24 protein-coding genes are annotated in these 23,343 nt (G+C 67.0%); 9 read left to right on the top strand and 15 right to left on the bottom strand.

What is annotated here, in order from left to right; translation table 11 throughout:
- Positions 1–24: 24 nt before the first annotated feature.
- The 7 genes from otnK to AC27VE_RS15070 form a co-directional block, all read right to left on the bottom strand.
- Positions 25–1,278: a 3-oxo-tetronate kinase gene (otnK, locus tag AC27VE_RS15100; protein ID WP_488704331.1), complete on the bottom strand. Its 1,254-nt coding sequence runs from the start codon at positions 1,276–1,278 to the stop codon at positions 25–27.
- Positions 1,275–2,183, bottom strand: a complete 909-nt coding sequence (gene ltnD, locus AC27VE_RS15095; RefSeq protein WP_488704330.1) for an L-threonate dehydrogenase — start codon at positions 2,181–2,183, stop codon at positions 1,275–1,277. The genes otnK and ltnD overlap by 4 nt, the downstream gene beginning before the upstream one ends.
- Before the next feature lie 45 nt (positions 2,184–2,228).
- The gene (gene denD, locus AC27VE_RS15090; protein ID WP_488704329.1) at positions 2,229–3,203 is read right to left on the bottom strand and encodes a D-erythronate dehydrogenase; all 975 of its coding nucleotides are present in this window, start codon (positions 3,201–3,203) and stop codon (positions 2,229–2,231) included.
- Positions 3,204–3,213: 10 nt separating this feature from the next.
- Complete coding sequence (gene otnI, locus AC27VE_RS15085; protein ID WP_488704328.1) at positions 3,214–3,999, bottom strand: 2-oxo-tetronate isomerase; 786 nt, start codon at positions 3,997–3,999, stop codon at positions 3,214–3,216.
- Positions 4,000–4,039: 40 nt separating this feature from the next.
- A complete protein-coding gene (locus AC27VE_RS15080; protein ID WP_088588906.1) occupies positions 4,040–5,359 on the bottom strand; it encodes an MFS transporter in 1,320 nt (439 codons plus the stop codon).
- Between the two features lie 83 nt (positions 5,360–5,442).
- Complete coding sequence (gene otnC / locus AC27VE_RS15075) at positions 5,443–6,081, bottom strand: 3-oxo-tetronate 4-phosphate decarboxylase (RefSeq protein WP_006227082.1); 639 nt, start codon at positions 6,079–6,081, stop codon at positions 5,443–5,445.
- A gap of 183 nt (positions 6,082–6,264) precedes the next feature.
- Entirely contained in the window at positions 6,265–6,957 is a 693-nt protein-coding gene (locus AC27VE_RS15070) for a DJ-1/PfpI family protein (protein ID WP_488704327.1), read from the bottom strand.
- Between the two features lie 130 nt (positions 6,958–7,087).
- Here AC27VE_RS15070 and AC27VE_RS15065 point away from each other — a divergent pair, with 130 nt between their 5' ends.
- The gene (locus AC27VE_RS15065) at positions 7,088–8,062 is read left to right on the top strand and encodes a GlxA family transcriptional regulator (RefSeq protein ID WP_488704326.1); all 975 of its coding nucleotides are present in this window, start codon (positions 7,088–7,090) and stop codon (positions 8,060–8,062) included.
- A 3-nt stretch (positions 8,063–8,065) separates the two neighbouring features.
- Here the strand turns inward: AC27VE_RS15065 and AC27VE_RS15060 are convergent, their stop codons facing one another.
- From AC27VE_RS15060 to AC27VE_RS15040, 5 genes are all read right to left on the bottom strand, one after another.
- Positions 8,066–9,295: an MFS transporter gene (locus AC27VE_RS15060; protein ID WP_488704325.1), complete on the bottom strand. Its 1,230-nt coding sequence runs from the start codon at positions 9,293–9,295 to the stop codon at positions 8,066–8,068.
- A 32-nt stretch (positions 9,296–9,327) separates the two neighbouring features.
- Positions 9,328–10,233 (bottom strand): amidohydrolase family protein, encoded by a 906-nt coding sequence (locus tag AC27VE_RS15055; protein WP_454678001.1) that lies wholly within the window; start codon positions 10,231–10,233, stop codon positions 9,328–9,330.
- A 39-nt stretch (positions 10,234–10,272) separates the two neighbouring features.
- Positions 10,273–11,250, bottom strand: a complete 978-nt coding sequence (locus AC27VE_RS15050) for a Bug family tripartite tricarboxylate transporter substrate binding protein (protein ID WP_315139915.1) — start codon at positions 11,248–11,250, stop codon at positions 10,273–10,275.
- Between the two features lie 116 nt (positions 11,251–11,366).
- Complete coding sequence (locus tag AC27VE_RS15045; RefSeq protein WP_088588836.1) at positions 11,367–12,281, bottom strand: NAD(P)-dependent oxidoreductase; 915 nt, start codon at positions 12,279–12,281, stop codon at positions 11,367–11,369.
- A complete protein-coding gene (locus AC27VE_RS15040) occupies positions 12,278–12,691 on the bottom strand; it encodes a carboxymuconolactone decarboxylase family protein (protein WP_088588835.1) in 414 nt (137 codons plus the stop codon). The genes AC27VE_RS15045 and AC27VE_RS15040 overlap by 4 nt, the downstream gene beginning before the upstream one ends.
- Positions 12,692–12,897: 206 nt before the next feature.
- Here AC27VE_RS15040 and AC27VE_RS15035 point away from each other — a divergent pair, with 206 nt between their 5' ends.
- The 8 genes from AC27VE_RS15035 (at position 12,898) to AC27VE_RS15000 (ending at position 20,267) form a co-directional block, all read left to right on the top strand.
- A complete protein-coding gene (locus tag AC27VE_RS15035; RefSeq protein WP_488704324.1) occupies positions 12,898–14,118 on the top strand; it encodes an ABC transporter substrate-binding protein in 1,221 nt (406 codons plus the stop codon).
- Positions 14,119–14,145: 27 nt separating this feature from the next.
- Entirely contained in the window at positions 14,146–15,006 is an 861-nt protein-coding gene (locus AC27VE_RS15030) for a branched-chain amino acid ABC transporter permease (protein ID WP_088588833.1), read from the top strand.
- 5 nt (positions 15,007–15,011) lie between these two features.
- Positions 15,012–15,980, top strand: a complete 969-nt coding sequence (locus AC27VE_RS15025; protein ID WP_488704323.1) for a branched-chain amino acid ABC transporter permease — start codon at positions 15,012–15,014, stop codon at positions 15,978–15,980.
- A complete protein-coding gene (locus AC27VE_RS15020) occupies positions 15,973–16,713 on the top strand; it encodes an ABC transporter ATP-binding protein (RefSeq protein WP_488704322.1) in 741 nt (246 codons plus the stop codon). The genes AC27VE_RS15025 and AC27VE_RS15020 overlap by 8 nt, the downstream gene beginning before the upstream one ends.
- Entirely contained in the window at positions 16,710–17,423 is a 714-nt protein-coding gene (locus AC27VE_RS15015) for an ABC transporter ATP-binding protein (RefSeq protein WP_088588830.1), read from the top strand. The genes AC27VE_RS15020 and AC27VE_RS15015 overlap by 4 nt, the downstream gene beginning before the upstream one ends.
- Positions 17,424–17,540: 117 nt before the next feature.
- Positions 17,541–18,284 (top strand): GntR family transcriptional regulator, encoded by a 744-nt coding sequence (locus AC27VE_RS15010; RefSeq protein WP_088588829.1) that lies wholly within the window; start codon positions 17,541–17,543, stop codon positions 18,282–18,284.
- Positions 18,229–19,461, top strand: coding sequence for an alpha/beta fold hydrolase (locus AC27VE_RS15005; protein ID WP_488704321.1), 1,233 nt, complete (start codon positions 18,229–18,231; stop codon positions 19,459–19,461). The genes AC27VE_RS15010 and AC27VE_RS15005 overlap by 56 nt, the downstream gene beginning before the upstream one ends.
- A complete protein-coding gene (locus AC27VE_RS15000) occupies positions 19,458–20,267 on the top strand; it encodes an N-acyl homoserine lactonase family protein (protein ID WP_488704320.1) in 810 nt (269 codons plus the stop codon). Before AC27VE_RS15005 ends, AC27VE_RS15000 begins: the two co-directional genes overlap by 4 nt.
- Before the next feature lie 4 nt (positions 20,268–20,271).
- Here the strand turns inward: AC27VE_RS15000 and AC27VE_RS14995 are convergent, their stop codons facing one another.
- The 3 genes from AC27VE_RS14995 to AC27VE_RS14985 form a co-directional block, all read right to left on the bottom strand.
- Complete coding sequence (locus AC27VE_RS14995; protein WP_488704319.1) at positions 20,272–20,721, bottom strand: hypothetical protein; 450 nt, start codon at positions 20,719–20,721, stop codon at positions 20,272–20,274.
- Positions 20,722–20,809: 88 nt separating this feature from the next.
- Positions 20,810–21,706 carry a glycerophosphodiester phosphodiesterase gene (locus tag AC27VE_RS14990; protein ID WP_488704318.1) on the bottom strand — a complete coding sequence of 299 codons (897 nt, stop codon included), beginning with the start codon at positions 21,704–21,706 and terminating at the stop codon, positions 20,810–20,812.
- Positions 21,696–23,300: a hypothetical protein gene (locus AC27VE_RS14985; protein WP_488704317.1), complete on the bottom strand. Its 1,605-nt coding sequence runs from the start codon at positions 23,298–23,300 to the stop codon at positions 21,696–21,698. Before AC27VE_RS14985 ends, AC27VE_RS14990 begins: the two co-directional genes overlap by 11 nt.
- Between the last annotated feature and the right edge of the window lie 43 nt (positions 23,301–23,343).

Below are 23,343 nucleotides of genomic sequence, written 5' to 3'. Positions count from 1 at the left end.
TCGCCCGCCCCGCCAGCTCGGAAACTACCCGAACGCCTTGATGAAGAAGTCCGGCGTGCCGAAGTTGCCCGACTTCAGTGCGATGCTGACGTCGTCTTCTGCCACCGGCGTGTAACCCGCGCACCAGGGCACGCCGGGATCGATCTGTTCACCGATGGCGATCTGTTCCAGCCCCAGCGCCTGCACCACCGCACCCGAGGTCTCACCGCCCGCCACGATCAGTTGCCGCACGCCACGTTCGACCAGGCCGACCGCAATGCGCGCGATGGCGTCTTCGATCATGGCGCCCGCCTGCGCCGCGCCCAATGCGCCCTGCGCCTGCTTGACCTGATCCGGTTGCGCGGTGGAATAGACCAGCACCGGGCCGTCCTGCATGCGGGGCTCGGCCCAGGCCAGCACTTGCGCGACCACGTCCTCGCCCGCCGCGATCCGCATGGGATCCAGCGCATAGGCCGGACGGCCGCTTTCAATGAAGGCGGCCACCTGCCCGTTGGTGGCGGTGGAGCAGCTTCCCGCCACCACCGCTTGCAGACCGGCGGCGCGGGTCTGGCCGGCGGCGCTGGCCGGCGTCAGGCCCCAGTTGCCCGGCAGGCCGATCGCCACGCCGGAACCCGCCGTGACCAGCGGCATGCCGCGTAGCGCCGGCCCCAGGGCCAGCAGATCGTTATTGGACACCGCGTCCACGATGGCGATCTCGATGCCTTCCGCCTGCAAGGCCTGGATGCGCGCACGGATCGCCTCGCTGCCCGCCGCCACCACGCTGTAGTCGATCAAGCCGACCTTGCGCGACGTCTGCGCCGACAGCACACGGACCAGGTTTGGATCCGTCATCGGCGTCAGCGGATGATGCTGCATGCCCGATTCGTTCAGCAGCACGTCGCCCGCAAACAGATAGCCCTTGAAGACCGTGCGCTTGTTGTCAGGAAACGCCGGCGTGGCGATGGTGAAGGCCGTGCCCAGTTGCGTCATCAACGCATCGGTCACGGGGCCGATGTTGCCCTGCGGCGTGCTGTCGAAGGTGGAGCAGTATTTGAAGTAGATCTGCTCGGCGCCTTGCTGCTGCAGCCATTGCAGCGCGGCCAGCGACTGCGCCACGGCTTGCTCCGCCGGCAGCGTGCGCGTCTTCAGCGCCACGACCACGGCGTCCGCGTCATCGCGCAACGGCGCGCCGGGAATGCCGATGGTCTGCACCGTGCGCATGCCGGCGCGCACCAGGTTGTTGGCCAGGTCGGTCGCACCCGTGAAATCGTCGGCGATACAGCCCAGTTTGATGCTCATTTCGCCTCCGGCAGGGTAATGCCCGGGAAGATCTTGATAACGGCGCTGTCGTCCTCGCGCCCATGTCCGGCGGTGGACGCCTGCATGAACATCTGGTGCGCGGTCGATGCCAGCGGCAACGGGAACTTGGTGTGCCGGGCGGTATCCAGCACCAGCCCCAGGTCCTTGACGAAGATGTCCACGGCGGACAGCGGCGTGTAGTCGCCCGCCAGCACATGCGCCATGCGGTTCTCGAACATCCAGCTGTTGCCCGCGCTGTGCGTGATGACCTCGTACAAGGCGTCCGCGTCCACGCCTTCGCGCAGGCCGAGCGCCATCGCCTCGGCGGCGGCCGCGATGTGCACGCCAGCCAGCAGCTGGTTGATGATCTTGACCTTGCTGCCCGCACCGGCGCTGTCGCCCAGGCGATAGACCTTGCCGGCCATCGATTCCAGCACCGCGCCGCAGGCCTCGTAGGCGGCGGCGCGACCGGCGGTCATCATCGTCATCTGGCCGGCAGCGGCCTTGGCCGCGCCCCCGGAGATGGGCGCGTCCAGGTACAACACGCCCTGTTCGGCCAGCCGCGCTTCCAGCGCGATGGACCAGCTGGGATCAACGGTAGAGCACATCACGAACACGGCACCGGCGCGCATGGCGGGGGCGATACCGCCTTCGCCATACAGCACGGCTTCGGTCTGCTGGGCATTGACGACCACGCTGATCACGATGTCGCACGCGGCGGCCATGTCGGCCAGCGTGGCGCAGGCCACGCCGCCCTGCGCGGCAAAGGCCGCGGCGGCGTCGGCGCGAATGTCGTAGACGTGCACGTCATGGCCGGCGCGGCGCAGGCTTTGCGCGATGCCCGCGCCCATGGCGCCCAGGCCGATGACGCCGACGCGGCGTGAAGAAGGTTGCGTAAGAGTCATGTCTTTCGTCGTCCTGGGAAATCCAAGAAGGCCGCCGTCCGCCGCTTAGCGCGGCTGGTCGTCGGCCTGGTAGGCGCGGATGATGTCCGCGAAACTGTTGTCGCCTTTCAAGCCCAGGCGAGTCGCGCGCGAGGTGTCCCAGCGGCCGGGCCAGCTGCCTACGATGCGTTCGACGCGTTCATCGGCTTGCCACGTGATGCGGTCGGCGACTTCATCGCCCGCCACCTCGCGCAGCGCCTGCGCCATGTCGGCCACCGTGACGGACACGCCCGGCAGATTGATCGGCGCGCGGTCGGCCACGGCGTCCGCCTGCAATTCGCAACCGGCGATCAGAGCCTGGATCGCGCCGCGCGGCGACAACAGCCACAAGCGCGTGTCGGCGCCGACCGGGCAGACCGCCGCTTCGCCATTCAGGGGTTCGCGGATGATGCCGCTGGCGAACGAGGACGCAGCGGCATTGGGACGGCCGGGGCGCACGCTGATGGTGGGCAGGCGCAGCACGCGGCCGTCGACGAAGCCGCGGCGCGTGTAGTCCGCCAGCAGCAGTTCGGCGATGGCTTTCTGCGTGCCGTAGGAAGACTGCGGATTCAGCGCCGTGTCGTCGCGCACGGTCTCGGGCAGGGCGCCGCCGTAGACGGCCACCGAGCTGGTGAAGATCACGCGCGGCTTGTGTCCCAGCGCGCGGCACGTTTCAAGCAGGGCGCGGGAGGCGTCCAGGTTGATGCGCATGCCCAGATCGAAATCCGCCTCTGCCTGGCCGCTGACGATGGCCGCCAGATGGAAAATGGCGCGCGTTTCCGTGTCGATGGCCTGGCGCAGCACCGCCGGGTCGGCGATGTCGCCCACCTGCGAATTCACGCGCGGATCGGTCAGCGCGTCGGATTTCACGACGTCCAGCAAGTCGATCTGCGTAATGGCTTGCGGGCCGCTGCCATCCAGCGTCAGCGTGCCTTGCTCCAGCAGTTTGCGGGCCAGCCGCTGGCCCAGGAATCCGGCGCCGCCGGTGATCAGGATCTTCATGATGGGATGCTCAATGGTTGGCAAGATAGGGTTGGGCCCAGCCCAGCCCGGCGGACGTGCCGGCCTTGGGGCGGTATTCGCAGCCGATCCAGCCGGTGTAGCCCAGCGCGTCGATCCGCTCGAACAGGTAGGGGTAGTTCAATTCGCCCAGGTCGGGCTCGTGCCGGTCGGGCACGCCGGCGATCTGGATGTGGCCGATGCCCGCCATATCGCGCTGCAGCTTCACGGCGATGTCGCCTTCGACGATCTGGCAGTGATAGCAGTCGAACTGCACTTTCAGGTTGGGTGCGCCGACCTCGGCGCAGATGGCTTGCGCGTCGTCTTGGCGGTTCAGGAAGAATCCGGGGATATCACGGGTGTTTATCGGCTCAATCACGATAGTGATATCGGTCGTTGCCGCGGCGCGGGCCGCGAACGCCAAGTTCTTCAGATAGGTGTCACGGTGCGCCGCGCGGTCCTCGCCCGGCCGGATCAGGCCGGCCATCACATGCAGGCTGCGATTGCCCAACTGGGCGGCGTACTCCAGCGCCTGCTCCACCCCACGCTGGAACTCGCTTTCCCGCCCGGGCAAGGACGCGATGCCGCGTTCGCCCGCGCCCCAGTCTCCCGGCGGCGCGTTGAACAGGGCCTGCGTCAAGCCGTTGTCCGCCAGGCGGGCCTTCAAGTCTGCGGCGGCGAATTCATAGGGAAACAGGAACTCGACGCCGGTAAACCCGTCTTTGGCAGCCGCCTGGAAGCGATCCAGGAAGGCATGCTCGGCGTACATCATGGTCAGGTTGGCGGCTAGGCGCGGCATGGCGAATCCTTGGGGTCAAAAGGTAAATAGCGTGGCGGCATCAGCGGTTGACGAGCTTGGCCGGCGTGAACCAGACCGCGATGGCGCCGATGACCAGCACGGCGGCCAGCACGTACATGCCGGATGCGGTCGAGCTGGTCAGGTCTTTCAGGTAGCCGATCATGTACGGGCTGGCGAAACCCGCCAGGTTGCCGACCGAGTTGACGATGGCGATGCCTGCGGCCGCCGCGGTGCCGGACAGGAAGGCCGTCGGCAGCGACCAGAACAGCGGTGCGCACGTCAGCACGCCGGCTGCGGCCATCGACAGGCAGATCAACGACACCACGGTATTGTCGGCAAAGGACGCCGCCGCGGTGAACCCGATGGCGCCCGCCAGCGCCGGCACGATCAGGTGCCAACGGCGTTCACGGCGACGGTCGGCCGAGTGGCCCAGCAGGTTCATCACGACGATGGCGCAGAGGAAGGGGATGGCGCTCAGCAGCCCGATGTTGAAGGCGCCCGTGACACCGGTGGACTTGATCAGCGTCGGCATCCAGAACGTCAAACCGTATTGGCCGGCGACGAAGGCGAAGTAGATCAGGCACATCCACCACACGCGCTTGTCGGCGAACACGGCGCGCAGCGAGTGCTGCTGCGTGCCCGTCTGCTTCTGGTCCTGTTCGATCTCGCGGGTCAGCAACTGCTTTTCCTCGGCCGTCAGCCACTTGGCGCTGGAGATGCCGTTGTCCAGGTACATGACGGTGACCACGCCGATCACCAGCGCGGGGATGGCTTCGATCAGGAACATCCACTGCCAGCCCTGCAGGCCGTGCGTGCCGTGGAAGGCTTCCATGATCCAGCCGGACAAGGGGTTGCCGAAAATACCGGCCACCGGAATGGCGGACATGAACAGCGCGATGATCTTGGCGCGGCGGTGGGCCGGATACCAGTAGGTCAGATACAGGATCACGCCGGGGTAGAAACCCGCTTCGGCCAGGCCCAACAGGAAGCGCAGGATGTAGAAGCCCGTGGGAGTCTCGACGAACATGAACATGCCGGACAAGATGCCCCACGTGATCATGATGCGCGCGATCCAGATGCGCGCGCCCAGCCGGTGCATCAGCAAGTTGCTGGGCACTTCGAACAGGAAGTAGCCGATGAAGAACACGCCGGCGCCCAGGCCGAACACGGTTTCGCTGAAACCCAGGTCTTGCGACATCTGCAGCTTGGCGAAGCCGACGTTGACGCGGTCCAGGTACGCGATCACATAGCAAAGCATCAAGAACGGCACCAGGCGCCAGAACACCTTGGCGTAAGCGCGGGCGGTCTCGCGGGATTCAGGCTGCGTCGCCTGAGCGGGCGCGGTCGACGCCAATTCCATCGGGGGCATGACAAGTCTCCAGGAGGGTGCGCCACCGCGATACGCGCAACACGCGTCCGGGCGGCTTTGTACGAATGGGGGATCTAGTAACGCGCCCCGAAGGTCGCGCGCAGTTCTTCAATGGCGTCGGCGGCCAGCGGCGCGGGCCGGGGGTCGCTCATCAGCCACAGGCGGGCCGTTTCTTCCAGTTCTTCCAGCGCATAGGACGCGTGCGCGACCGAGCGTTCCCATACCACCGGGCCCAGCCGCTCGAACAGCGCGCCGCGCACCTGCCCCGCCACCGCGGCAACTTCGGCGGCGGCTTGCGGGTCGCCGGGCCGGCGATAGCCGATCAGCGGAATGCGGCCGACCTTCATGACCTGATAGGGCGTGATGGGCGGCAGCACTTCATCAGGCCGCCAGACGCCGGCCAGCGTCAGCGCGACCAGATGCGTGGAATGCGTGTGGATGATGCCGCGCGACTCGGGACTGGCGCGGTAGATGCCCTGGTGCAGCACCAGGGTCTTGGAAGGCTTGGCGCCCGAAACCCATTGGCCGTCCAGATCGACCTTGGCCAGTTCGGCGGGATCCAGCCGGCCCAGGCAGGCGTCGGTGGGCGTGATCAGCCAGCCATCGTCCAGCCGGGCGCTGATGTTGCCGGCGGCGCCCACGGTGTAGCCGCGGTTGTAGAGGCTGGCGCCGACGACGCAGATTTCTTCGCGGACGCGGGATTCTTCAGTCATGGAACACCCCTGGCAAGCAGGGGCGGAACCGCAGGAAGGCCCGCGGGGAAGTCGACTTCACAACCAGCATGATGACGTGTCTCTTGAATAGAAGTTATCGGGTCATCATACAAATTATGGCTTTTGAACAAATACCGGGTAAACCCGTATCTGATAAAAAAAACCGCTGCTTTGCTGCGCTGGCTACCGTGCCGCCGTCGCGAAACCGCGTCGCCGCGCGGCCGCGTCCGCCAGGTGTTCCGGCATGACGGTGGCGGTCAGCGCGCGCGCCTGGGCCAGCGTGGCCCCATCCGCCAATTCCGGGCGGCCGCAGCCGTTGGGCGGCTCGGGCGCGTATTCCAGCACCAGTTCGATCACGCGCGCGGTCTCGGCGCCGGCCCATTGCGCGACCATCACCAGGCCGAAATCGATGCCGGCCGTGATGCCGCCGCCGCTGGCGCGGTTGCGGTCGATGACCACGCGCCCGGCGTCGGCCACAGCGCCGAACTTTTCCAGGTAGGGGCGCGCGCTCCAGTGCGACGCGGACCGGTAGCCTTGCAACAAGCCCGCCGCCCCCAGCAGCATCGAGCCCGAGCAGACACTGGTGACCCATTTGGCGCCGGCGCCCACACCGGCGATCGCGTCCAGCAGCGCGTCGTCCTGCATGGCCTCGAAAACGGGCAGGCCGCCGCCCGGCACCAGCAGCACGTCGGGCGCCTTGGCCACGTCACTGAAGTCATGCGTGGCGCGCACGGCCAGGCCAGAATCCGTCATCACGTCGCCTTTGGCGGCCGCCACGAATTCGAATTCCACCTCAGGCATCATCGACCATACGGTCACGGGGCCCACCATGTCCTGCAAGGTGAATCCGGGGAACATGAAACACACTACCTTCATCGCTGCACCTATTGATTGTTCATGCGTTATCGCCCCTTGTTTATAGTGTTGGCCGGCCCCGCCGGCCATCGTTGCCAGCCGCCCGATCCCGCCAATCGCCACGCAATTTCCGCCACCCCGCCAATCCGCCATGCCGCCCTTCCGCTCCAACCGCCGCACCGTCGCCGTCGCCATCCATGAAGGGGCGGCGGCCCTGGACCTGGCCGGGCCGATGGACGTGTTTTCAGCGGCCAACAGCCTGCTGGGAGAAGCCGGCGGCTACCGGACCTTGCTGGTCGGCCGATCCACCGCGCCGACGCGCCTGTCCAACGGCACGCGCGTGCTGGCCGATTTGTCGTATGAAGATGCGGTCCAGGCGTATGACGTGGTGTTGGCCGCGGGCGGGCCCGCGCCATCGGAAGACCCCCTGCAAGCGGAATGGCTGCGCGCGGTAGCACCGCTGGCTGGCGTGCACGGCTCCATCTGCACGGGCGCCTTCGCCTTGGGACGCGCGGGGCTGCTGGACGGGCACACCGTCACCACGCATTGGGAATACGCGGCTGAACTGGCGGCGCGCTATCCCGCCGCGCGCGTCGAACCCGACCGGATCTATGTGCGCAGCGGCGCCCTCATCACCTCGGCCGGGGTGACCTCGGGCATGGACCTGGCGCTGGCGCTGGTGGCGGGCGACCATGGCGCGGACCTGGCCTTGCAGATCGCTCGGCGTCTCGTGGTGCTGGCGCAGCGGCAAGGTGGGCAATCGCAGTTCAGCCCCTATCTCGTCGCGCCGCTGGCCGATGGCTCGCCGATTGCGCGCGCGCAGGCCTTCGTGATGGACAACATCGGCCATGCATTCACCGTGCAAGCGCTGGCGGATGCCGCCGGCATCAGCGCCCGCAGCTTTGCGCGGCACTTCCGGCAACACGCGGGGATGACGCCGCACGACTTCATCGAACAGGCGCGTATCGACGCGGCGCGCCGCGCGCTGGAGAGCACGCGGCTGCCGCTGAAGTCCGTGGCCTACGATTGCGGTTTCGGTAACGCGGACAACATGCGCCGCGTCTTCGTCAAGCGCCTGCAGGTGACGCCCGCGGATTACCGCAAGCGCTTCCTGCGGGACGCCTAGGTGTCACTCCAGCACGCGCCCCTTCGTTTCGGGCAGCAGCAGCGCCGTCACGATCACCACGGCGTAGGCCCCGGTGGCGAACGCCCCGATGGCCCAGCCCAGCCCGTGCGTCTGGCTCAAGAAACCCACCAGGCTGGGGAACAGCGCACCGATGCCACGGCCGAAGTTGTACGCGAACCCCTGCCCCGACGCGCGCACGCCTGACGGAAACAGTTCCGTCAGATAAGCGCCGATACCACTGAAGATGCCGGATGCGGCAAAGCCCAGCGGAAAGCCCAGGAACAGCATCTGGCCGTCGGTCAGCGGCAATTGCGTGTACACGTAGACGCTGACCGTGGACAGCACCGAAAAGATCAGCAGGTTGGCGCGGCGGCCGAGGCGGTCGGCCAGATAAGCGCCGGCGATGTAGCCGCAGAACGACCCGAAGATGATAACCATCAGGTAACCGCCCGTGTTCAGCACCGACAGTTGCCGCTCGACCTTCAGGTAAGTCGGCAACCAGGTGGTGATGGCGTAGTAGCCGCCCTGCACGCCCGTGCAGAGCACGGCGGTGATGACGGTGGTTTTCAACAGCGCGGGCGAGAAGATCGTCCAGAACGATGCGCGGGCCTCGCCAGCCTGCACCTTGGCCTGGGCGCGCTGGAACACCTCGGGCTCGGGCACGTTCTTGCGGATGTACAGCACCAGGAAGGCCGGCAGTACGCCGATCCAGAACAGGCTGCGCCAGGCCCACTCCGCCGGCAGGACTGAAAAGGCGACCGTGTACAGGATGGCCGCGACGCCCCACCCGACTGCCCATCCGCTTTGTACGGTGCCCACGGCCTTGCCGCGATGTTCCGCCCGAACGATTTCGCCCATCAGCACCGAGCCCACGGCCCACTCGCCGCCGAAGCCCAGCCCCTGCAAGGCCCGCAGCACGAAAAGCTGCTCGAAGTTCTGCGCGAAGCCGATGGCCACCGTGCAAGCCGAGAACCACAGGATCGTGTATTGCAGCACGCGCACGCGGCCGTACCGGTCGGCCAGGATGCCCGCCAGCCATCCGCCTATGGCGGAAAACAGCAGCGTGACGGTGCCAAGCATGCCGGCCTGGCCCTTGTCGATGCCCCACAGGGTCATCAGGGTGGCGATCACGAAGGTGAACACCATGAAGTCCAGGGCATCGATGGCCCAGCCCCCGAACGCGGCGATGAAGGTCCGCCGTTCCGTCTTGTTCAGCTCTCTATACCATTGCATGGTTTGCCTCTTGGAAGGTTCCAGTCCACGAATTACCGCGTCGGCGCAAAACCGTACAGGCGTTCAGGGTTGTCGACCAGGATGCGGCGGCGCACAGCGGCGTCCGGCGCCCACAGCGCCAGCTGGTTGCGTAGCCGGCCCGTGTTGACCATGCGCGTCTGGTGCACATGGGGCCAGTCGCTGCCCCACAGCATGCGGTCAGGTGCGGTCTCGATCAGCGTCTGCGCCCAGGGCACCACGTCGCTGAAATCGTCGAAACGGTCGCTGATGCGGTAGGCGCCGGACAACTTGACCCACCAGCCATGATCCCGGACCAGATGCTGCAAGGCCTGGAAACCGGCGCTGTCCACGCCCTCGGCCACCGGCATGTGGCCCATGTGGTCCACCACGCCCGGCACCGGCAGCTTGCGCATGCGCGGCAAAAGCTCGGGCAACTGGCGGGCATCCATCAGGAACTGCATGTGCCAGCCCAGGCCGGCGATGCGATGCGCCAAGGTCTCCATCGCGTCAAAGCCGATGCCGCCGCCGAACAACACATTGATGCGCAAGCCGCGCACGCCGGCGGCATGCATGTCCGCCAGCTCGTTGTCCGTCACGGTGGGGGCCACCACCCCGATGCCGCGCAACTGATCGGGATGGCGGCGCAGCACCTCCAGCATGTAGCGGTTATCGGTGCCGTAAACGCTGATCTGCACCAGCACGCCGCGCGACATGCCGGTTTGCTTGAGCATGCCCAGATACGCGGATTCGGGGGCTGGCGGCGGCGTGTAGGTGCGCTCGGGCACCAGCGGGTAGGCCGCCGCATCCGCGGCCACGACATGCGCGTGCGTGTCGCACGCGCCAGGCGGCACCTCGAAGGCCGCCGCGTCCATCTCTGGCAGCGGCGCCAGGCACAGGGGCGGTTCTTGCACGGAAGAATCGGAAGAGGTCGGACGCATGCGGGGAGCTCCCAGAAAGGAATCGAACCGGATAAAGGCTCAATTTACCGTGATGCCGGCGTCCTTGATCAAGGCCGCGAAATTCGGCACGTCGCGGGCGATCAGCGCCTGGAAGGCGGCCGCCCCCTGCTCTTTCTCAGCCGGCGCCTGGGCCGCCAGCTTGTCCAGCGACTCGCGCACGCCAGGGCTCTTCAGCGCCGCGGCCAAGGCCTGTTCCAGCCGCGCGATCACTGCAGGCGGCGTACCGGCGGGCGCGGCGATGCCGTTCCACACGCTCATGTTGAAGTCCGGCACGCCCGCCTCGGCGAAGGTCGGCACGTCGGGGATCTGCGGCAGGCGGGAGGCCGAGGCCACCGCCAGGGCCGTGACGCGTTTGCCCTCGTGGATGGGGATCATCGTGACCGTCTGGTCGATCACCGCGTCCACCGTTCCCGCCATCAGGTCGGCGATGGCCGGGCCCGCGCCGCGGTACGGGATCTGCATCCCTTGCGTGTGGGTCACGTGCATGAAATACGCCGCGGCAATATGGCTAGTGGACCCGGACCCCGCATTGCCGAAGTTCACGTCGGCGCCGTTCTTCTTCAGGCGCGCAACGAAATCGGGCAGCGTGGTGATGCCGCTTTTCTTGCTGACGGACAGCACCATCGGCACGGTCGCCACCAGCCCGACGGCGCTCATGTCGCGGCGCGGGTCGAACTTGCTCTTGGGATACAGCGACGGCGCGATGGCCAGCGAGCCCATGTTGCCGAAGGTGAGGGTGTAGCCGTCGGGCGCGGCACGGGTCACGCGCTGGTTGCCGATCATGGTGCCGCCGCCGCCCAGGTTTTCCACCACCACGGTCTGGCCCAGGTTCTCGCCCATGGCCTGCGCCACGATGCGGGCCAGGCCGTCGGTGGATCCGCCCGCGGCGTACGGCACCACCATTGAGATGGCGCGCGTGGGATAGCCCTGCGCGGATGCGTTGGCGCCAAGCGCGATCAGGCCGGCGCCCAGGGTCGCCAGAAAAGTCTTCTTCATGGTTTGCTCCTCGCTGTTTATGCCGGCAGCAGCCGGCCCTCCGCCTTGTCCTGGCAGATTTTTGTGATGCAGGTTGAAAAGGCGGCGCGGCCGTTGCCGCGCCGTGTGCAAGCCGCCTAGCGCTTTTTGGCGGCCAGTTCCACGCCGGCCAACTGCTCGGACAGGCGCGCAACGGCGGTATGGTCCTGTCCCTTGCCCAGGGTCTTGCCCGCAGAGGCCCACAACTCGCGGCATAGCGACGCGAACGGCGTGGGCGTGCCGGTATCGGTGGCAATGCCCAGCGCGATGCCCAGGTCCTTGACCATCAGGTCCAGGCCGAAGCCGGAATTGAACTCGCGGGACAGCACGAACTGCTTGAACTTCTTCTGCGTGGAATTGTTCATGCCCGTCGACGCGTTCAGCACGTCCACGATCACGTTGGGATCCAGGCCGAACTGCTGGCCGATGAGCATGGCTTCGACACCGATGAGGAAGCCGCCTGCCGACACCAGGTTGTTCAGCGCCTTCATGGCGTGGGCGCTGCCTACGTCGCCCACGGCGGTGATCGACGTGCCCATGGCGGACAGCGCGGGGCGCACGCGCTCCAGCGTGGCGGCCGGGCCGCCGAACATGATCGCCAGTTCACCCGTGCGCGCACGCGGCACCCCGCCCGACACGGGCGCGTCCACCATCTGGCTGCCGGCGGCGGCCACGGCCTGGGCCAGCCGCTGCGTATGCGCCGGCACGCCCGAGCTCATCTCCACCACGACGCTGCCCGGGCGCAGGCCCGCCAGCACGCCTTGTTCGCCGCCCAGCACCTGTTCCACGATGGCGCTGGTGGGCAGCATCGTGAAGACGATGTCGGATTGCGCGGCCAACGCGGCGCAGGTGGCCGCGGCCTGGCCGCCCACTTCCTTTGCGAATTTGTCGGCCTGCCCCGGCACGGCGTCGAACACCGTCACGGCATAACCCGCCTGCACGAGGCGGGCCGCCATCGGCCAGCCCATGCTGCCGATGCCAACCAAGCCCACGCGTTCTTGCGGTGCGCTCATGCTTGCTGCTCCTTGAAGGCGCCTTCTTCTTCCAGCACCTGGTTGGCCACCTTGAAGGCGTCCAGGCCGGCGGGAATGCCGCAATACACGGTGGCTTGCAGCAGGATTTCCTTGATCTCTTCGACCGTCACGCCGTTGTTCAGCGCGCCTTTGACGTGCAGCTTGATTTCGGCCGGGCGGTTCAGTGCGGTCAGCATGGCCAGGTTCAGCATGCTGCGCGTCTTCTTCTCCAGGCCCGGGCGGCCCCAGGTGTAACCCCAGCACCATTCGGTCGTTATGTGCTGGAACGCCATCATGAAATCGTTGGCGCGGGCCAGCGAACCGTCCACGTATTCAGTGCCCAGCACTTCGCGGCGCAGGTTCAGGCCTTGGTCGAACAGGGCTTGGGTTTCGGATTTGGTGTCTGCCATGAGTTCCTCGTTGATGATGGGTGACGGGCGTCGAATCGGGCTTCTGCTCGATTTATTTTGTCTGATTGTCAGTCAATTTTTGTCGGATCGTCAATAGTCAGATTGTCGGACAATATTCTTGACTGCTTAAAAAATGCGCACAATAATGCGGCAACGCGCCGGGCTGGCTGCCGTGCGCCCATACCCACAAAAGCCAGGAGACAAGCATGAAAAGCAACCCCAAACAGGCCGTGCGCCACGGGCGCCGGGAATTTGTCGCTGGACTGGGTGCGGCCGCGCTGGCGGCCACCCTGCCCGCCCGCGCGCTGGCCGCTCCAGCCGAAATCAATGTCGGCGTGATCCTGCCGCTGTCGGGCGCCAATGCACAGTTCGGCATCAATTCCCGGCAGGGGCTGGAACTGGCCGCGGACGAGGTCAACGCGACCGGCGGCATCAAGTCGCTGGGCGGCGCCAAGCTCAAGCTGATCATCGCGGACGCCACCTCGCAGCCCACCACCGCCGCCACGGTCGCCCAGCGCCTGATCACGCAGAACCGCTGCGTGGCCCTGATCGGCGCCTATGCCTCGTCGCTGACGCTGGCTGTGTCCGAAGTGACCGAACGCCGCGGCATCCCGCTGCTGACGATGTCGTTCTCGGACGTGCTGACCGAGCGCGGCTTCAAGCACATCTTCCAGGTGGTGTCCAAAGGCTCGGTGCTGGGCCGCGCCCAATACGACTATGCCGCGTCCGTCGTCGCGGGCGCCTCCGAGATCAAGAAGATCGCGCTGCTGTACGAAGACACGGCCTACGGCACCTCGCAAGCCGTGGGCGTGCGCAACGCGGCCAAGGCTGCTGGCGCCCAGGTCGTGCTGGACGAGGCCTATCCGCTGGGCATCACCGACGTCACGCCGCTGATCAGCAAGCTGCGCGCGTCCGACGCCCAGATCGTGTTCCCGATTTCCTACCTGAACGACAGCCTGCTGATCATCCGCGTGATGCGCCAGCAACGGCTGACGGTGCCGATCGTGGGCGGCGCGGCGGGCTACGTGATCCCGGATTTCGCCAAGGCGCTGGGCCAGTATTCGCAAGCCGTGCTGTCGATCGCCCCGGCCAACTACGACCAGGCGCCGGAATACACCGAGCGTTACCGCAAGCGCTTCGGCACCTTCATGCCGCACGAAGCCCTGGAACACGCCGTATGCGCCGGCGTGCTGGCCCAAGCCCTTGAGGTGGCGGCCTCCGACAAGCCCGAGGCCGTATCGAAAGCGCTGCGCGCGCAGAAGTACGACCAGGGCTGGGCCGGCGTGATGTCGGGCGGCGGCGTGCATTTCGATGCCAACGGCCTGAACACGCTGGCCCAACCCGTCATGGTCCAGTGGCAGAACAACGAGTTGGTGTCGGTGTGGCCGCAGGCGCTGGCCAAGGGCCGCGTCATCACCGCCAGCTGAGCGCGCGGCGCGAACCGGAGGACTGTCATGCAATTCTTGCAGGCGCTGGTAGACGGCATTCTGCTGGGCGGCGTGTACGCGGTCATCTCGATCGGGCTGACGCTCGTCTTCGGGGTGGTTTCCATCGTCAACTTCGCCCAGGCCGAGTTCCTGATGGTGGGCATGTTCGTCGCGTACTTCGCCTGGAAGCTGCTGGGGCTGGACCCGCTCTTGGGGTCGCTACTGTCGTTCGCGGTGGCCTTCGTGCTGGGCGTGCTGACGCAGAAGTTCCTTATCAACCGGGTGCTGAAGGCGCCGGCGGTGGCGCAGATCTTCCTGACGGTGGGCCTGCTCATCGTGATGGAGAACCTGGCCCTGATCCTGTTCGGATCCGAGTTCCGCTCGGTGCAGACGCCCTATCAGATGACGGCGCTGTCGATCGGCCCGATCCTCCTGAGCGCGCCTTATCTGCTGGCCTTCACGGTGGCGTCTGTCGCCGGACTGACGTTGTGGTGGGTGCTGAAGAAAACCTGGTGGGGCATGGCGGTGCGCGCAACCGCCCAGGACCCGATGGCCGCCCGGCTGTCAGGCATCTCCACCCACCGCGTGCACCAGCTGGCCTTCGGGCTGGGCGTCGGGCTGACCGCCTTGGGCGGCGGCATCATCCTGCCCTACCTGACGGCCTCCACCACCGTCGGCGCGCAGTTCAGCGTGCTGATGTTCACGGCGGTGGTGCTGGGCGGGCTGGGCAGCGTGATGGGCGCGGTGGTGGGCGGGGTGGCGGTCGGCGTGATCCAGTCGCTGTCGTCGCTGGTGCTGCCCATGCAGCTGCAGAACCTGGTGCTGTTCGCCATCTTCATCCTTGTCCTGGCCGTGCGCCCGGAAGGTCTTTTGAAAAGGGCTGCGTAATGACCATGACTCGACAATCCCTGCCATGGGCCGCGCTTTTCGCCATTGCGCTGGCCGCCCCCTGGCTGATGGAAGACCAGGGCTACGGCATCCGCGTCCTGACGCTGGTGCTGCTGTTCGCCGCGATGGGCCAATCCTGGAACATCGTGGGCGGGCTGGCCAACCAGATATCGCTGGGGCACGCGGCCTTCTTCGGCCTGGGCGCCTACACCTCGACCCTGCTGCTGATGCGCTACGGCATTTCGCCCTGGCTGGGCATCGTCGCCGCGATGGCGGTGGCGGCCGTGGCGGGCGCGCTGCTCAGCCTGCCCACCATGCGGCTGCGCGGCCACTACTTCGCGCTGGCCACGCTGGCGTTCGGCGAAGTGCTGCGCGCCATCGCCAACACCTGGGCATCGGTGACGGGCGGGCCGGTCGGCCTGTCCATCCCGTTCTCGGAAGGCGTGGCGCAGATGCAGTTCAAGTCCAGCATCCCGTACTACTACCTGATGCTGGGCGCCGCGCTGGTCACGTCGATCGTCTTCGCGCTGATCAGCCATTCGCGCCTGGGCTACCGGCTGCGCGCCGTGAAGGCCAACCCGCAGGCGGCTGAAGTCATCGGCGTGAACACGGCGCAAACGCGCATCCTGGCCGCCGTGATCTCGGCCGCGCTGATGGGCGCCTGCGGCACGCTGTACGCGCAGTTCATCTACTTCTTCGACCCGGACACCGTGTTCTCGCTGGTGGGCATCTCGGTGCGCGTGGCGCTGATCTGCATCATCGGCGGCGTCGGCACCGTCGCGGGCCCGTTGATCGGCGCGCTGGTCATCATCCCGCTGGAAGAAGTGTTCAACGACTGGCTGTCCGGGCACACCGCAGGCGTGTCGCAGCTGGCGTTCGGACTGATCCTGATCGCCATCATCCTGATCGAGCCGCGCGGCCTGTCGGCGCTGTGGGCGCGACTCTGCAACCTGACGCGGGGCCAGCATGCCTGACATCCTGAAGGTTTCGAACATCCAGCGGCGCTTCGGCGGCCTGAAAGCGGTGGACGATGTGTCGTTCACCGTGGCCCGGGGCGACATCCTGGGCTTGATCGGGCCCAACGGCGCCGGCAAGACCACGCTGTTCAACTTGCTGGTGGGCCTGTACGCCAGCCAGGGCGGCCGCATCGAACTGGAAGGCGAGGACGTCAGCGGCCTGCGCCCCCATCAGATCGCCGCCCGCGGCATGACCAAGACATTCCAGAACGTGGCGCTGTTTCCCGAAATGACGGTGCTGGACAACGTGCTGGTGGGCGGCCTGCTGCGCCACGACGTGCCGCGCGCGCGTCAGGTCGCCCGAGACAACCTGGACCGTGTCGGCCTGTCCGCCATCGCCACCAAGCCGGCCGGCGAACTGTCCTTTCCCGAGCAGGCCCGGGTGGAACTGGCCCGCGCGCTGTGCACCGATCCCAAGGTCTTCCTGCTGGACGAGGTGATGGCGGCGCTGAACGAATCCGAGATGGACGCGCTGCTGGACCTGATCCGCACGCTGCGCGACGAATCCGGCATCACTTTCATCGTGGTAGAGCACCACATGCGCGCCATCATGCGGCTGTGCAACCGCATTTTAGTGCTGTCCTTCGGCCAGAAGATCGCCGAAGGCAGCCCCGCCGACATCGCGGCAGACCCGACGGTGATCGAGGTCTACCTGGGCAAATCCATGGAACAGGTGGAGGTGGCCGCATGAGCCTGCTGCAGATCCAGGGGCTGACCGCCTCCTACGACCGCAGCCCGGTGCTGCACGAGGTCTCGCTGGACGTCCCCGAAGGCGGCTTCATCGCCGTCGTCGGGGCGAACACCGCGGGCAAAAGCACGCTGTTGCGCTGCATCTCGGGGTTGCTGGACAAGGTCAGCGGCAGCATCGCCTTCGACGGCCGGGAGATCCTGCGCCTGCCCCCGCACCGCATCCCGGAACTGGGCATCGCCCACGTCCCTGAAGGCCGCCACGTCTTCCCGGAAATGACGGTGGAGGAAAACCTGTACCTGGGCGGCTATACCCGCCGCCAGGACGCGGCCGGCCTCAAACGCAGCTGCGACCGCGTCTACGCCCTGTTTCCCCGCCTGCGCGAACGGCGCCGGCAGCAGGCCGGCACGCTGTCCGGCGGCGAACAGCAGATGGTGGCCTTCGGCCGGGCGCTGATGCTTGAACCCCGCCTGCTGCTGCTGGACGAGCCCAGCCACGGCCTGGCGCCCAAGATCGTCGAGGAAATGCACCAGGCCATGATCGACATCCACCGCAGCGGCCTGACCATCCTGCTGGTGGAGCAGAACACCCGGCTGGCCCTGTCGGTGGCCGAGCACGCCTACGTGCTGCAATCCGGCACGATGGTGCTGTCCGGCCCCAGCAACGCGCTGCTGGAAGACAGCCGGGTCCGCGCGGCCTACCTCGGGCTATAGCCATGGCCTGCCGGCGGGATATATTGCGTCTTTACGTTGAACCGGCGGTTCGCCGCAGCCGGGCCAAAAGCCCCCGCTGCCGCTCGCGCCCGCCGTTACGCTAAACGAGAGACAGCCATGCCCACCCCCACCGGCGCAGTATTCGAAAAACCGACCACCTTGCGCACCCGCGTCGAGGAATTCCTGCGCACGTCCATCATGGACGGGCGCATCAAGGGCGGCGAACGCCTGCGCGAAGCCGAACTGTGCGAACAGCTGAACATCAGCCGCAGCACGCTGCGCGAAGCGCTGCGCACGCTGGAGGCCGAACGCCTGATCTCCATCGAGCCGCACCGCGGCCCGACGGTGGTGCGCATCACCGAGAAGGCCGCCCGCGACCTTTATTCCCTGCGGGCCCTGCTGGAAGGCTTTGCCGCGCATGAATTCGCAAGGCTGGCCAGCGACACGGACGTCGAGCGCCTGCGCAAGGCCGTGGACGCGCTGCACCGCCAGGCCAAGGGCAGCAACAAATCGGCATTGCTGGCCGCCAAGCGCGATTTCTACGACGTGCTGCTGTCGGGCTGTGACAACGATCTGATCAAGGACATGCTGCCCGGCCTGCTGTCGCGCATCAACCTGCTGCGTGCGACCTCGTTCGCGCGCCCCGAACGGCTGCCGGAAAGCATGGCCGAAATCGATCACATCTTCGAGCGCATCCATGCTCGGGATCCACAAGGCGCCCAAGCGGCCGCACAGAGCCATATCGTGAACGCGGAACGCACCGCGCTCGAGGTGCTCAGGCGCCAACAAGAGGAGGCATCCGCAAGTGAAGGCGATCGTCCAGGAACTGAGGGCCGCGGCGGCCCTGGCGCAGCAGGATAGCGAATTCATCTCCGCAGCCAGGGGCCTGCCGTGCGCCATCTGGCTGCAAGTGGGCGCGGATCCGGAAGACCGGATCCCTGCCTGGGCGGGCCAGCCCGCCGCACCCTCGCAATGCCTCGTCATCAGCGCTCCGCCCGATACCTGGCGCAAGCTGCTGGATCCCACCCCGCCTCCGGGCTACCACTCGTTCACCGCCGCACATCGCCAGGCTCAGGGCCTGCGCGTCAAAGGCGACGCCCTGGCCATCGCCCAGGCGCTGCATCCCCTGGAACGGCTGTTCGAAATCCTGCGTGGCCAGGTCGCCGCGGCCCCTTCCCTGCTTGACCGCAGCGCCATCACCGGCCATTACGCCAACCTGGATCTGGGCGCGACGTCTACGTCCCTCTACTATGAAACCAGCGGCTTGGCGGATGGCCCACCGCTGCTGATGCTGCACACCGCCGGCGCCGATTCACGCCAGTACCACGCGCTGATGGCGGACCCCGGCCTGCGCCGCCAATGGCGCATGATCGCCTTCGACATGCCCGGCCACGGCCGCAGCATGCCACTGCCCGGCCAGGCCTGGACCGAAACGGGCCTGACCCGCGACCCCTATCTGCAGACCTGCGTAGCCGTCATCCGCCAGGTGGCCGACGCCCCCGCCGTCCTGCTGGGCTGTTCGATGGGCGCTGCAATGGCGCTCGTTGCCGCTGCCCGCAGCCCGGACGACGTGGCGGGCGTCGTGGCGCTGGAAGCCCCCTGGAAGGCCACCGGCCGGCGCACACCCATGCTGTGCCATCCGCAGGTCAACCAGGCGGCGCACAACCCGGCCTACGTGCGCGGGCTGATGGGCCCGGCGGCCACACTGGCGGCGCGCCGCGACGCCGCGTGGATCTACGCGCAAGGCGGCTTCAACGTCTACGCCAACGACCTCTGGTTCTACAGCGAAGACTTCGACGCCGCCGAACACCTGACGGGCCTGGATACCCGGCGCTTCGGCGTGTCGCTCCTGACCGGCGCCTACGACTACTCCGCCAGCCCCGAAGACAGCCGCCGCGTCGCCGCGCGGATTCCCGGCGCGCGCTTTGCCGCCATGCCCGAGCTGGGCCACTTTCCCATGGTGGAGAACCCGCAACGCCTGCTTGACTACCTAAGGCCCGAACTCGACCACATCCGCACCGCCCGGGGAATCGCATGACGCTGCCGAACCACGAAGTCTATGCCTTGCGCTATGCCACCGTCGCGCGCCGACGCGGCCAGAACTTCATTACCCCGCCCGACCCGCACGACGGCCCCATGCCGATGGATTATTTCGTCTGGGTCATCCGCCAGGGCCCGCGCGTCTGGCTGGTCGACACCGGCTTCAACGAGGCGGCCGCCCGCGCGCGCGGCCGCGATTTCCTGCGCTGCCCCATCGACGCGTTGAAGACCCTGGGCATCTCCGCGGCCGACATCCAGGACGTGATCGTGACCCACCTGCACTACGACCACGCCGGCAATCTGCGCAAGCTGCCGCACGCCCGGCTGCACTTGCAGGAAAGCGAGCTGCATTACGCCTGCGGCTGCAACATGCGCTTCGACATGCTGCGCCACGCCTACGCGGTGGAAGACGTGCTTGACGTGGTGCGCGGGGTCTATGACAAGCGGGTGGATTTCTACCATGGCCACGACGAGCTCGCGCCAGGCCTGCAACTGCTGCACATCGGCGGTCACACGCAAGGCCTGCAGGCCGTGCGCGTGCATACGGCGCGCGGTTGGATCGTGCTGGCTTCCGACGCCAGCCATTACTACGACAACATGGGCCTGGATGCGCCGTTTCCCATCGTGCTGAACGTGGCCGACATGCTGGCAGGCTATGAAACGCTGCTCAAGCACGCAGAGTCGCCGGACCATATCGTGCCCGGGCACGACCCGCTGGTCCGAAGCCGGTATCCGGCGTTCAGGGATGGCGACACGGAAGTGGTGGCGCTGCACCTGCCCGCCACCATCATCGCCCCGCGCTAACCGCCTACAGCGAGTAGCGGTAATCGCAGTGCAGCGTGGCCTTGAGCGGGAGGTCTGTCTGCACCCCGCCCGCCGAACGAGGGCGGGGCCCGGCCAGCTTAGCCCGGAAGCTGCCCGCGATATCGCCGTTGGCCTGCTTGGCCACCGCCACGCTGGACGGCAAGGCATAGAGCGTCAGCGCGCCTCCCGGGGATGGGGCGAGCAGCGTGAACACCGATTGCGGAAAATCCTCTACCACGAGACTGTTGGCGTTCGTGTCAGAGTTGAAGTTCAGGTTCGCGTCGAAATAGCTCAGCGTGATGTTCAGTTCTTCAGATGACGGCGAGGGGATCACCCCTTTCAGCGCGACCTTGCCGCTCTCCGAAGTGCAGGACAGTTCGGCCGGGGCGGACCCGGCCTGGGCAGCGCCCATGAAAAGCATGCAGGACAGGAACCAGGCGGTGCGTGCGGTCATGGGCGTTTCCTTGCGGGAGGTCGGCAAAAGAGAGACGCCAAGTGTAGGCGGAAATCCGGTCGGCAATGCGACCGGTGGCCGACTCGTGTTACCCGCCCATCGTCCGGCAAAACGCCTGCGCGTCACCGTCGATGATCACGCCCGACGGCAGATAGCCTTCCCTTTGCTTGGTCGCACGCAGTTGCTGCGCCAGCGCGGCGTCGCCGCCGACCGCGTAGACGAACACCCGTACCGACTCCGACGCCGCGTCGCGCAGCAGCTGGGGATTGGCAGCTAGCGTCAGGGCGTCCACGTGCACGCCGACCGGCGCGCCCACGGTTTTCGCCAGATTGGCCAGCCACGGACGGGTGAGCTTGGGCGCCGTGGCGCGCTGCGACACGTACTTGCCCAAGGGGTTGGCGCTGACGGATTCGGCATTCCGGGGGTCAAAGACGATCAGCCCCAGATAGCCTTGGCGGTCGGTACCGCGCACGCAGCGCAACGCCTCTGGAAAGGCCGACGTAATCATCCAGTTGCCGTGCGGCAGCGATTGCTTCATGCCGGCGACCAGTTGGCTGACCGGCGCGCAGTCGCGGTAGACGACCTTCAGTTCGGCGTTGAACGTCTTGGCGGGTTGGGCGGCTGCAACCCGCAGCGCGTCGTCCAGGAACGGCGGCGGCGACCCGCCGCCCTGTCCTATCAGCTTTGCGCCGCGCCAATCGGCGCTGTTCAGTTGCAGCACGGCCTTGCGTCCCACGCCGCCCACCGTCCTGCCCGTAAGCACGTCGTGATGCAGCACCCAACGGCCGTCCTGCAAGCGCTGCATGTCGATTTCGACCCCGTCCCAGCCGCCCGCGTAGGCGGCGCTGATCGACGCCAGCGAGTTCTCGGGCAACGTCGGCGCGCCGCGATGGGCGTGCACCTGCATGCCCAGGCAGGCGGCGCTGGCGCCGGACACGGGCAGCACGGCGGCAAGCAGCGCCGCGATCAAGCGCTTAATCCGCATCGCCGTGGTATCCGTACTTGATGCCGCCCAGCACGCGTGTGCGCACCGCCTCGTTGAAGGGATAGGTATAGGCCTGCCCCACCACCACCACGTGCGCAATGTTGGCCAGCGCGCGGCGGCGCAGCGCCTGGCCGGCCGACTCATCATCCCGGCCGGACTCCGCGCGCGACATCTGCTGGAACAGTTCGCTCTGGGTCACGCCGTTCTGCATGAAGGAAAACGCGGTCCAGACGCATACCAGCGTCAACACCAGCGCCAGGCCGGCTGCGCGCGTCGCGGTGCGGCCCGGCTCCTGCCCGGCAGGCGTGCGCACCCACACGACCAGCTTGGCGATCAGATACAGCAGCTTGGCGAAGTGGCCCACCGCGCCCAGCAGGGAGAACAGCAGCGCCACCGGGGGCACGATCGCCGCCCGCGCGGCATCCTGGCCCAGCTTGTAGTGCTGGCCGCCCCGGCCGAAGTCTTCGTTGCGGGCGGAAAAGCGCGGCATCGCCTCGTCCACGGCGCGGTCCAACATGCCGTCGTACAGCCGCTTGAAGCTGGCCGCATCGGTGTAGTTGGCGGCCACGCTCATGCTGGCGGGCACCATCAGGGTCTGGCGCAGCAGCTTTTGCACGCCGGGACGCGCCACGAAGTCCTCGTACGATAGCCCCGGCGGAATCGCGTCCCCTTCCACATGGACGGTGCGGCTGCGCATGGTCTTCCAATATTGCTGGGCCACTGCCTCGTTGAAGGTGGCCCGGTCATAAGGCTGCCAGTCGCCCGGCACCGGAATGCGCTTGCGCACGTCCTGCACCACGCGGCCCTGATAGCGCGCCGGCACGCTCTCCGGCGTCCAACCCCGCTTGGACAGGTTCCTGCGGTAGTCGCTCCAAGCGCGGTCCTGCTCGCGCGCCAGGCCGATGTCGTTGCCCACCGGCACGCCCGCATACTGCTTCCAGCGATCGGCGACAGACTGCATCACGCTGGTGTAGACCTGGTGATAGCCGCGGATCCCCGGCGCCGTCATGCGGACGTCGCGGCCATCAAACGTGAAGGTCTTCATCTGCCGTTGCAGATCAGTGCGGATCACCTGGCGCTTCTTGGGTTCGACCTTCTCGTCCAGGTTGTCGATATTGGACAGCAGCACCTGGAACACGGCCAGGAACGCCTTGCCCTCGGGCCGCGCATAGACCTCGTCGTCGACCAGGCCGTCCAGATGCAGGTCCCCCTGCACCAGCGACCGCTGCAGCAAGCCGGCGTTGGCGGCGATGCGGCGGAAATCCCCGTCGCGGCTATCCACCAGCACGTTCACCAGCCCCTTGATGGCGCTGAACACCACCAGCGCGGTCACGACGCAGGCAACGCCGATCTTCAGGTATGACGGCTTTCCACCGGTGCGCAGGCGCCGGGTCAGCAGCAATTGCAGCACTACCAGCGCGGCGGCAATGCCGGACAGCGTGCGGCCGAAGAACTCAAGCTCTTCGATGTCGTGCGGCGTGGCGCGGCTGCCCACCACGTCCAGCAGGCGCGCATTGAATCCCAGCTCGAAGCTGAGGTAGATGACCGTCAGGACGATCAGGAAAAGAAGTTGGCGAATCTGGGCTTGCCGCACGTCAGTCCCTCAGGTCAAGACGGGTCGAGGTGATTTCCTCATC

The sequence above is a fragment of the Achromobacter sp. 18P8.1.1 genome (genome assembly GCF_057799415.1).
The sequence above is the reverse complement of the archived record's forward strand: the minus strand, read 5'-3'. Positions and strand labels throughout refer to the sequence as shown.

What these genes read in the sequence shown, in the direction of transcription:
- otnK (WP_488704331.1), bottom strand. Translation starts at nt 1,278, where the DNA reads ATGAGCATCAAACTGGGCTGTATCGCCGACGATTTCACGGGTGCGACC.
- ltnD (WP_488704330.1), bottom strand. Translation starts at nt 2,183, where the DNA reads ATGACTCTTACGCAACCTTCTTCACGCCGCGTCGGCGTCATCGGCCTG.
- denD (WP_488704329.1), bottom strand. Translation starts at nt 3,203, where the DNA reads ATGAAGATCCTGATCACCGGCGGCGCCGGATTCCTGGGCCAGCGGCTG.
- otnI (WP_488704328.1), bottom strand. Translation starts at nt 3,999, where the DNA reads ATGCCGCGCCTAGCCGCCAACCTGACCATGATGTACGCCGAGCATGCC.
- AC27VE_RS15080 (WP_088588906.1), bottom strand. Translation starts at nt 5,359, where the DNA reads ATGGAATTGGCGTCGACCGCGCCCGCTCAGGCGACGCAGCCTGAATCC.
- otnC (WP_006227082.1), bottom strand. Translation starts at nt 6,081, where the DNA reads ATGACTGAAGAATCCCGCGTCCGCGAAGAAATCTGCGTCGTCGGCGCC.
- AC27VE_RS15070 (WP_488704327.1), bottom strand. Translation starts at nt 6,957, where the DNA reads ATGAAGGTAGTGTGTTTCATGTTCCCCGGATTCACCTTGCAGGACATG.
- AC27VE_RS15065 (WP_488704326.1), top strand. Translation starts at nt 7,088, where the DNA reads ATGCCGCCCTTCCGCTCCAACCGCCGCACCGTCGCCGTCGCCATCCAT.
- AC27VE_RS15060 (WP_488704325.1), bottom strand. Translation starts at nt 9,295, where the DNA reads ATGCAATGGTATAGAGAGCTGAACAAGACGGAACGGCGGACCTTCATC.
- AC27VE_RS15055 (WP_454678001.1), bottom strand. Translation starts at nt 10,233, where the DNA reads ATGCGTCCGACCTCTTCCGATTCTTCCGTGCAAGAACCGCCCCTGTGC.
- AC27VE_RS15050 (WP_315139915.1), bottom strand. Translation starts at nt 11,250, where the DNA reads ATGAAGAAGACTTTTCTGGCGACCCTGGGCGCCGGCCTGATCGCGCTT.
- AC27VE_RS15045 (WP_088588836.1), bottom strand. Translation starts at nt 12,281, where the DNA reads ATGAGCGCACCGCAAGAACGCGTGGGCTTGGTTGGCATCGGCAGCATG.
- AC27VE_RS15040 (WP_088588835.1), bottom strand. Translation starts at nt 12,691, where the DNA reads ATGGCAGACACCAAATCCGAAACCCAAGCCCTGTTCGACCAAGGCCTG.
- AC27VE_RS15035 (WP_488704324.1), top strand. Translation starts at nt 12,898, where the DNA reads ATGAAAAGCAACCCCAAACAGGCCGTGCGCCACGGGCGCCGGGAATTT.
- AC27VE_RS15030 (WP_088588833.1), top strand. Translation starts at nt 14,146, where the DNA reads ATGCAATTCTTGCAGGCGCTGGTAGACGGCATTCTGCTGGGCGGCGTG.
- AC27VE_RS15025 (WP_488704323.1), top strand. Translation starts at nt 15,012, where the DNA reads ATGACTCGACAATCCCTGCCATGGGCCGCGCTTTTCGCCATTGCGCTG.
- AC27VE_RS15020 (WP_488704322.1), top strand. Translation starts at nt 15,973, where the DNA reads ATGCCTGACATCCTGAAGGTTTCGAACATCCAGCGGCGCTTCGGCGGC.
- AC27VE_RS15015 (WP_088588830.1), top strand. Translation starts at nt 16,710, where the DNA reads ATGAGCCTGCTGCAGATCCAGGGGCTGACCGCCTCCTACGACCGCAGC.
- AC27VE_RS15010 (WP_088588829.1), top strand. Translation starts at nt 17,541, where the DNA reads ATGCCCACCCCCACCGGCGCAGTATTCGAAAAACCGACCACCTTGCGC.
- AC27VE_RS15000 (WP_488704320.1), top strand. Translation starts at nt 19,458, where the DNA reads ATGACGCTGCCGAACCACGAAGTCTATGCCTTGCGCTATGCCACCGTC.
- AC27VE_RS14995 (WP_488704319.1), bottom strand. Translation starts at nt 20,721, where the DNA reads ATGACCGCACGCACCGCCTGGTTCCTGTCCTGCATGCTTTTCATGGGC.
- AC27VE_RS14990 (WP_488704318.1), bottom strand. Translation starts at nt 21,706, where the DNA reads ATGCGGATTAAGCGCTTGATCGCGGCGCTGCTTGCCGCCGTGCTGCCC.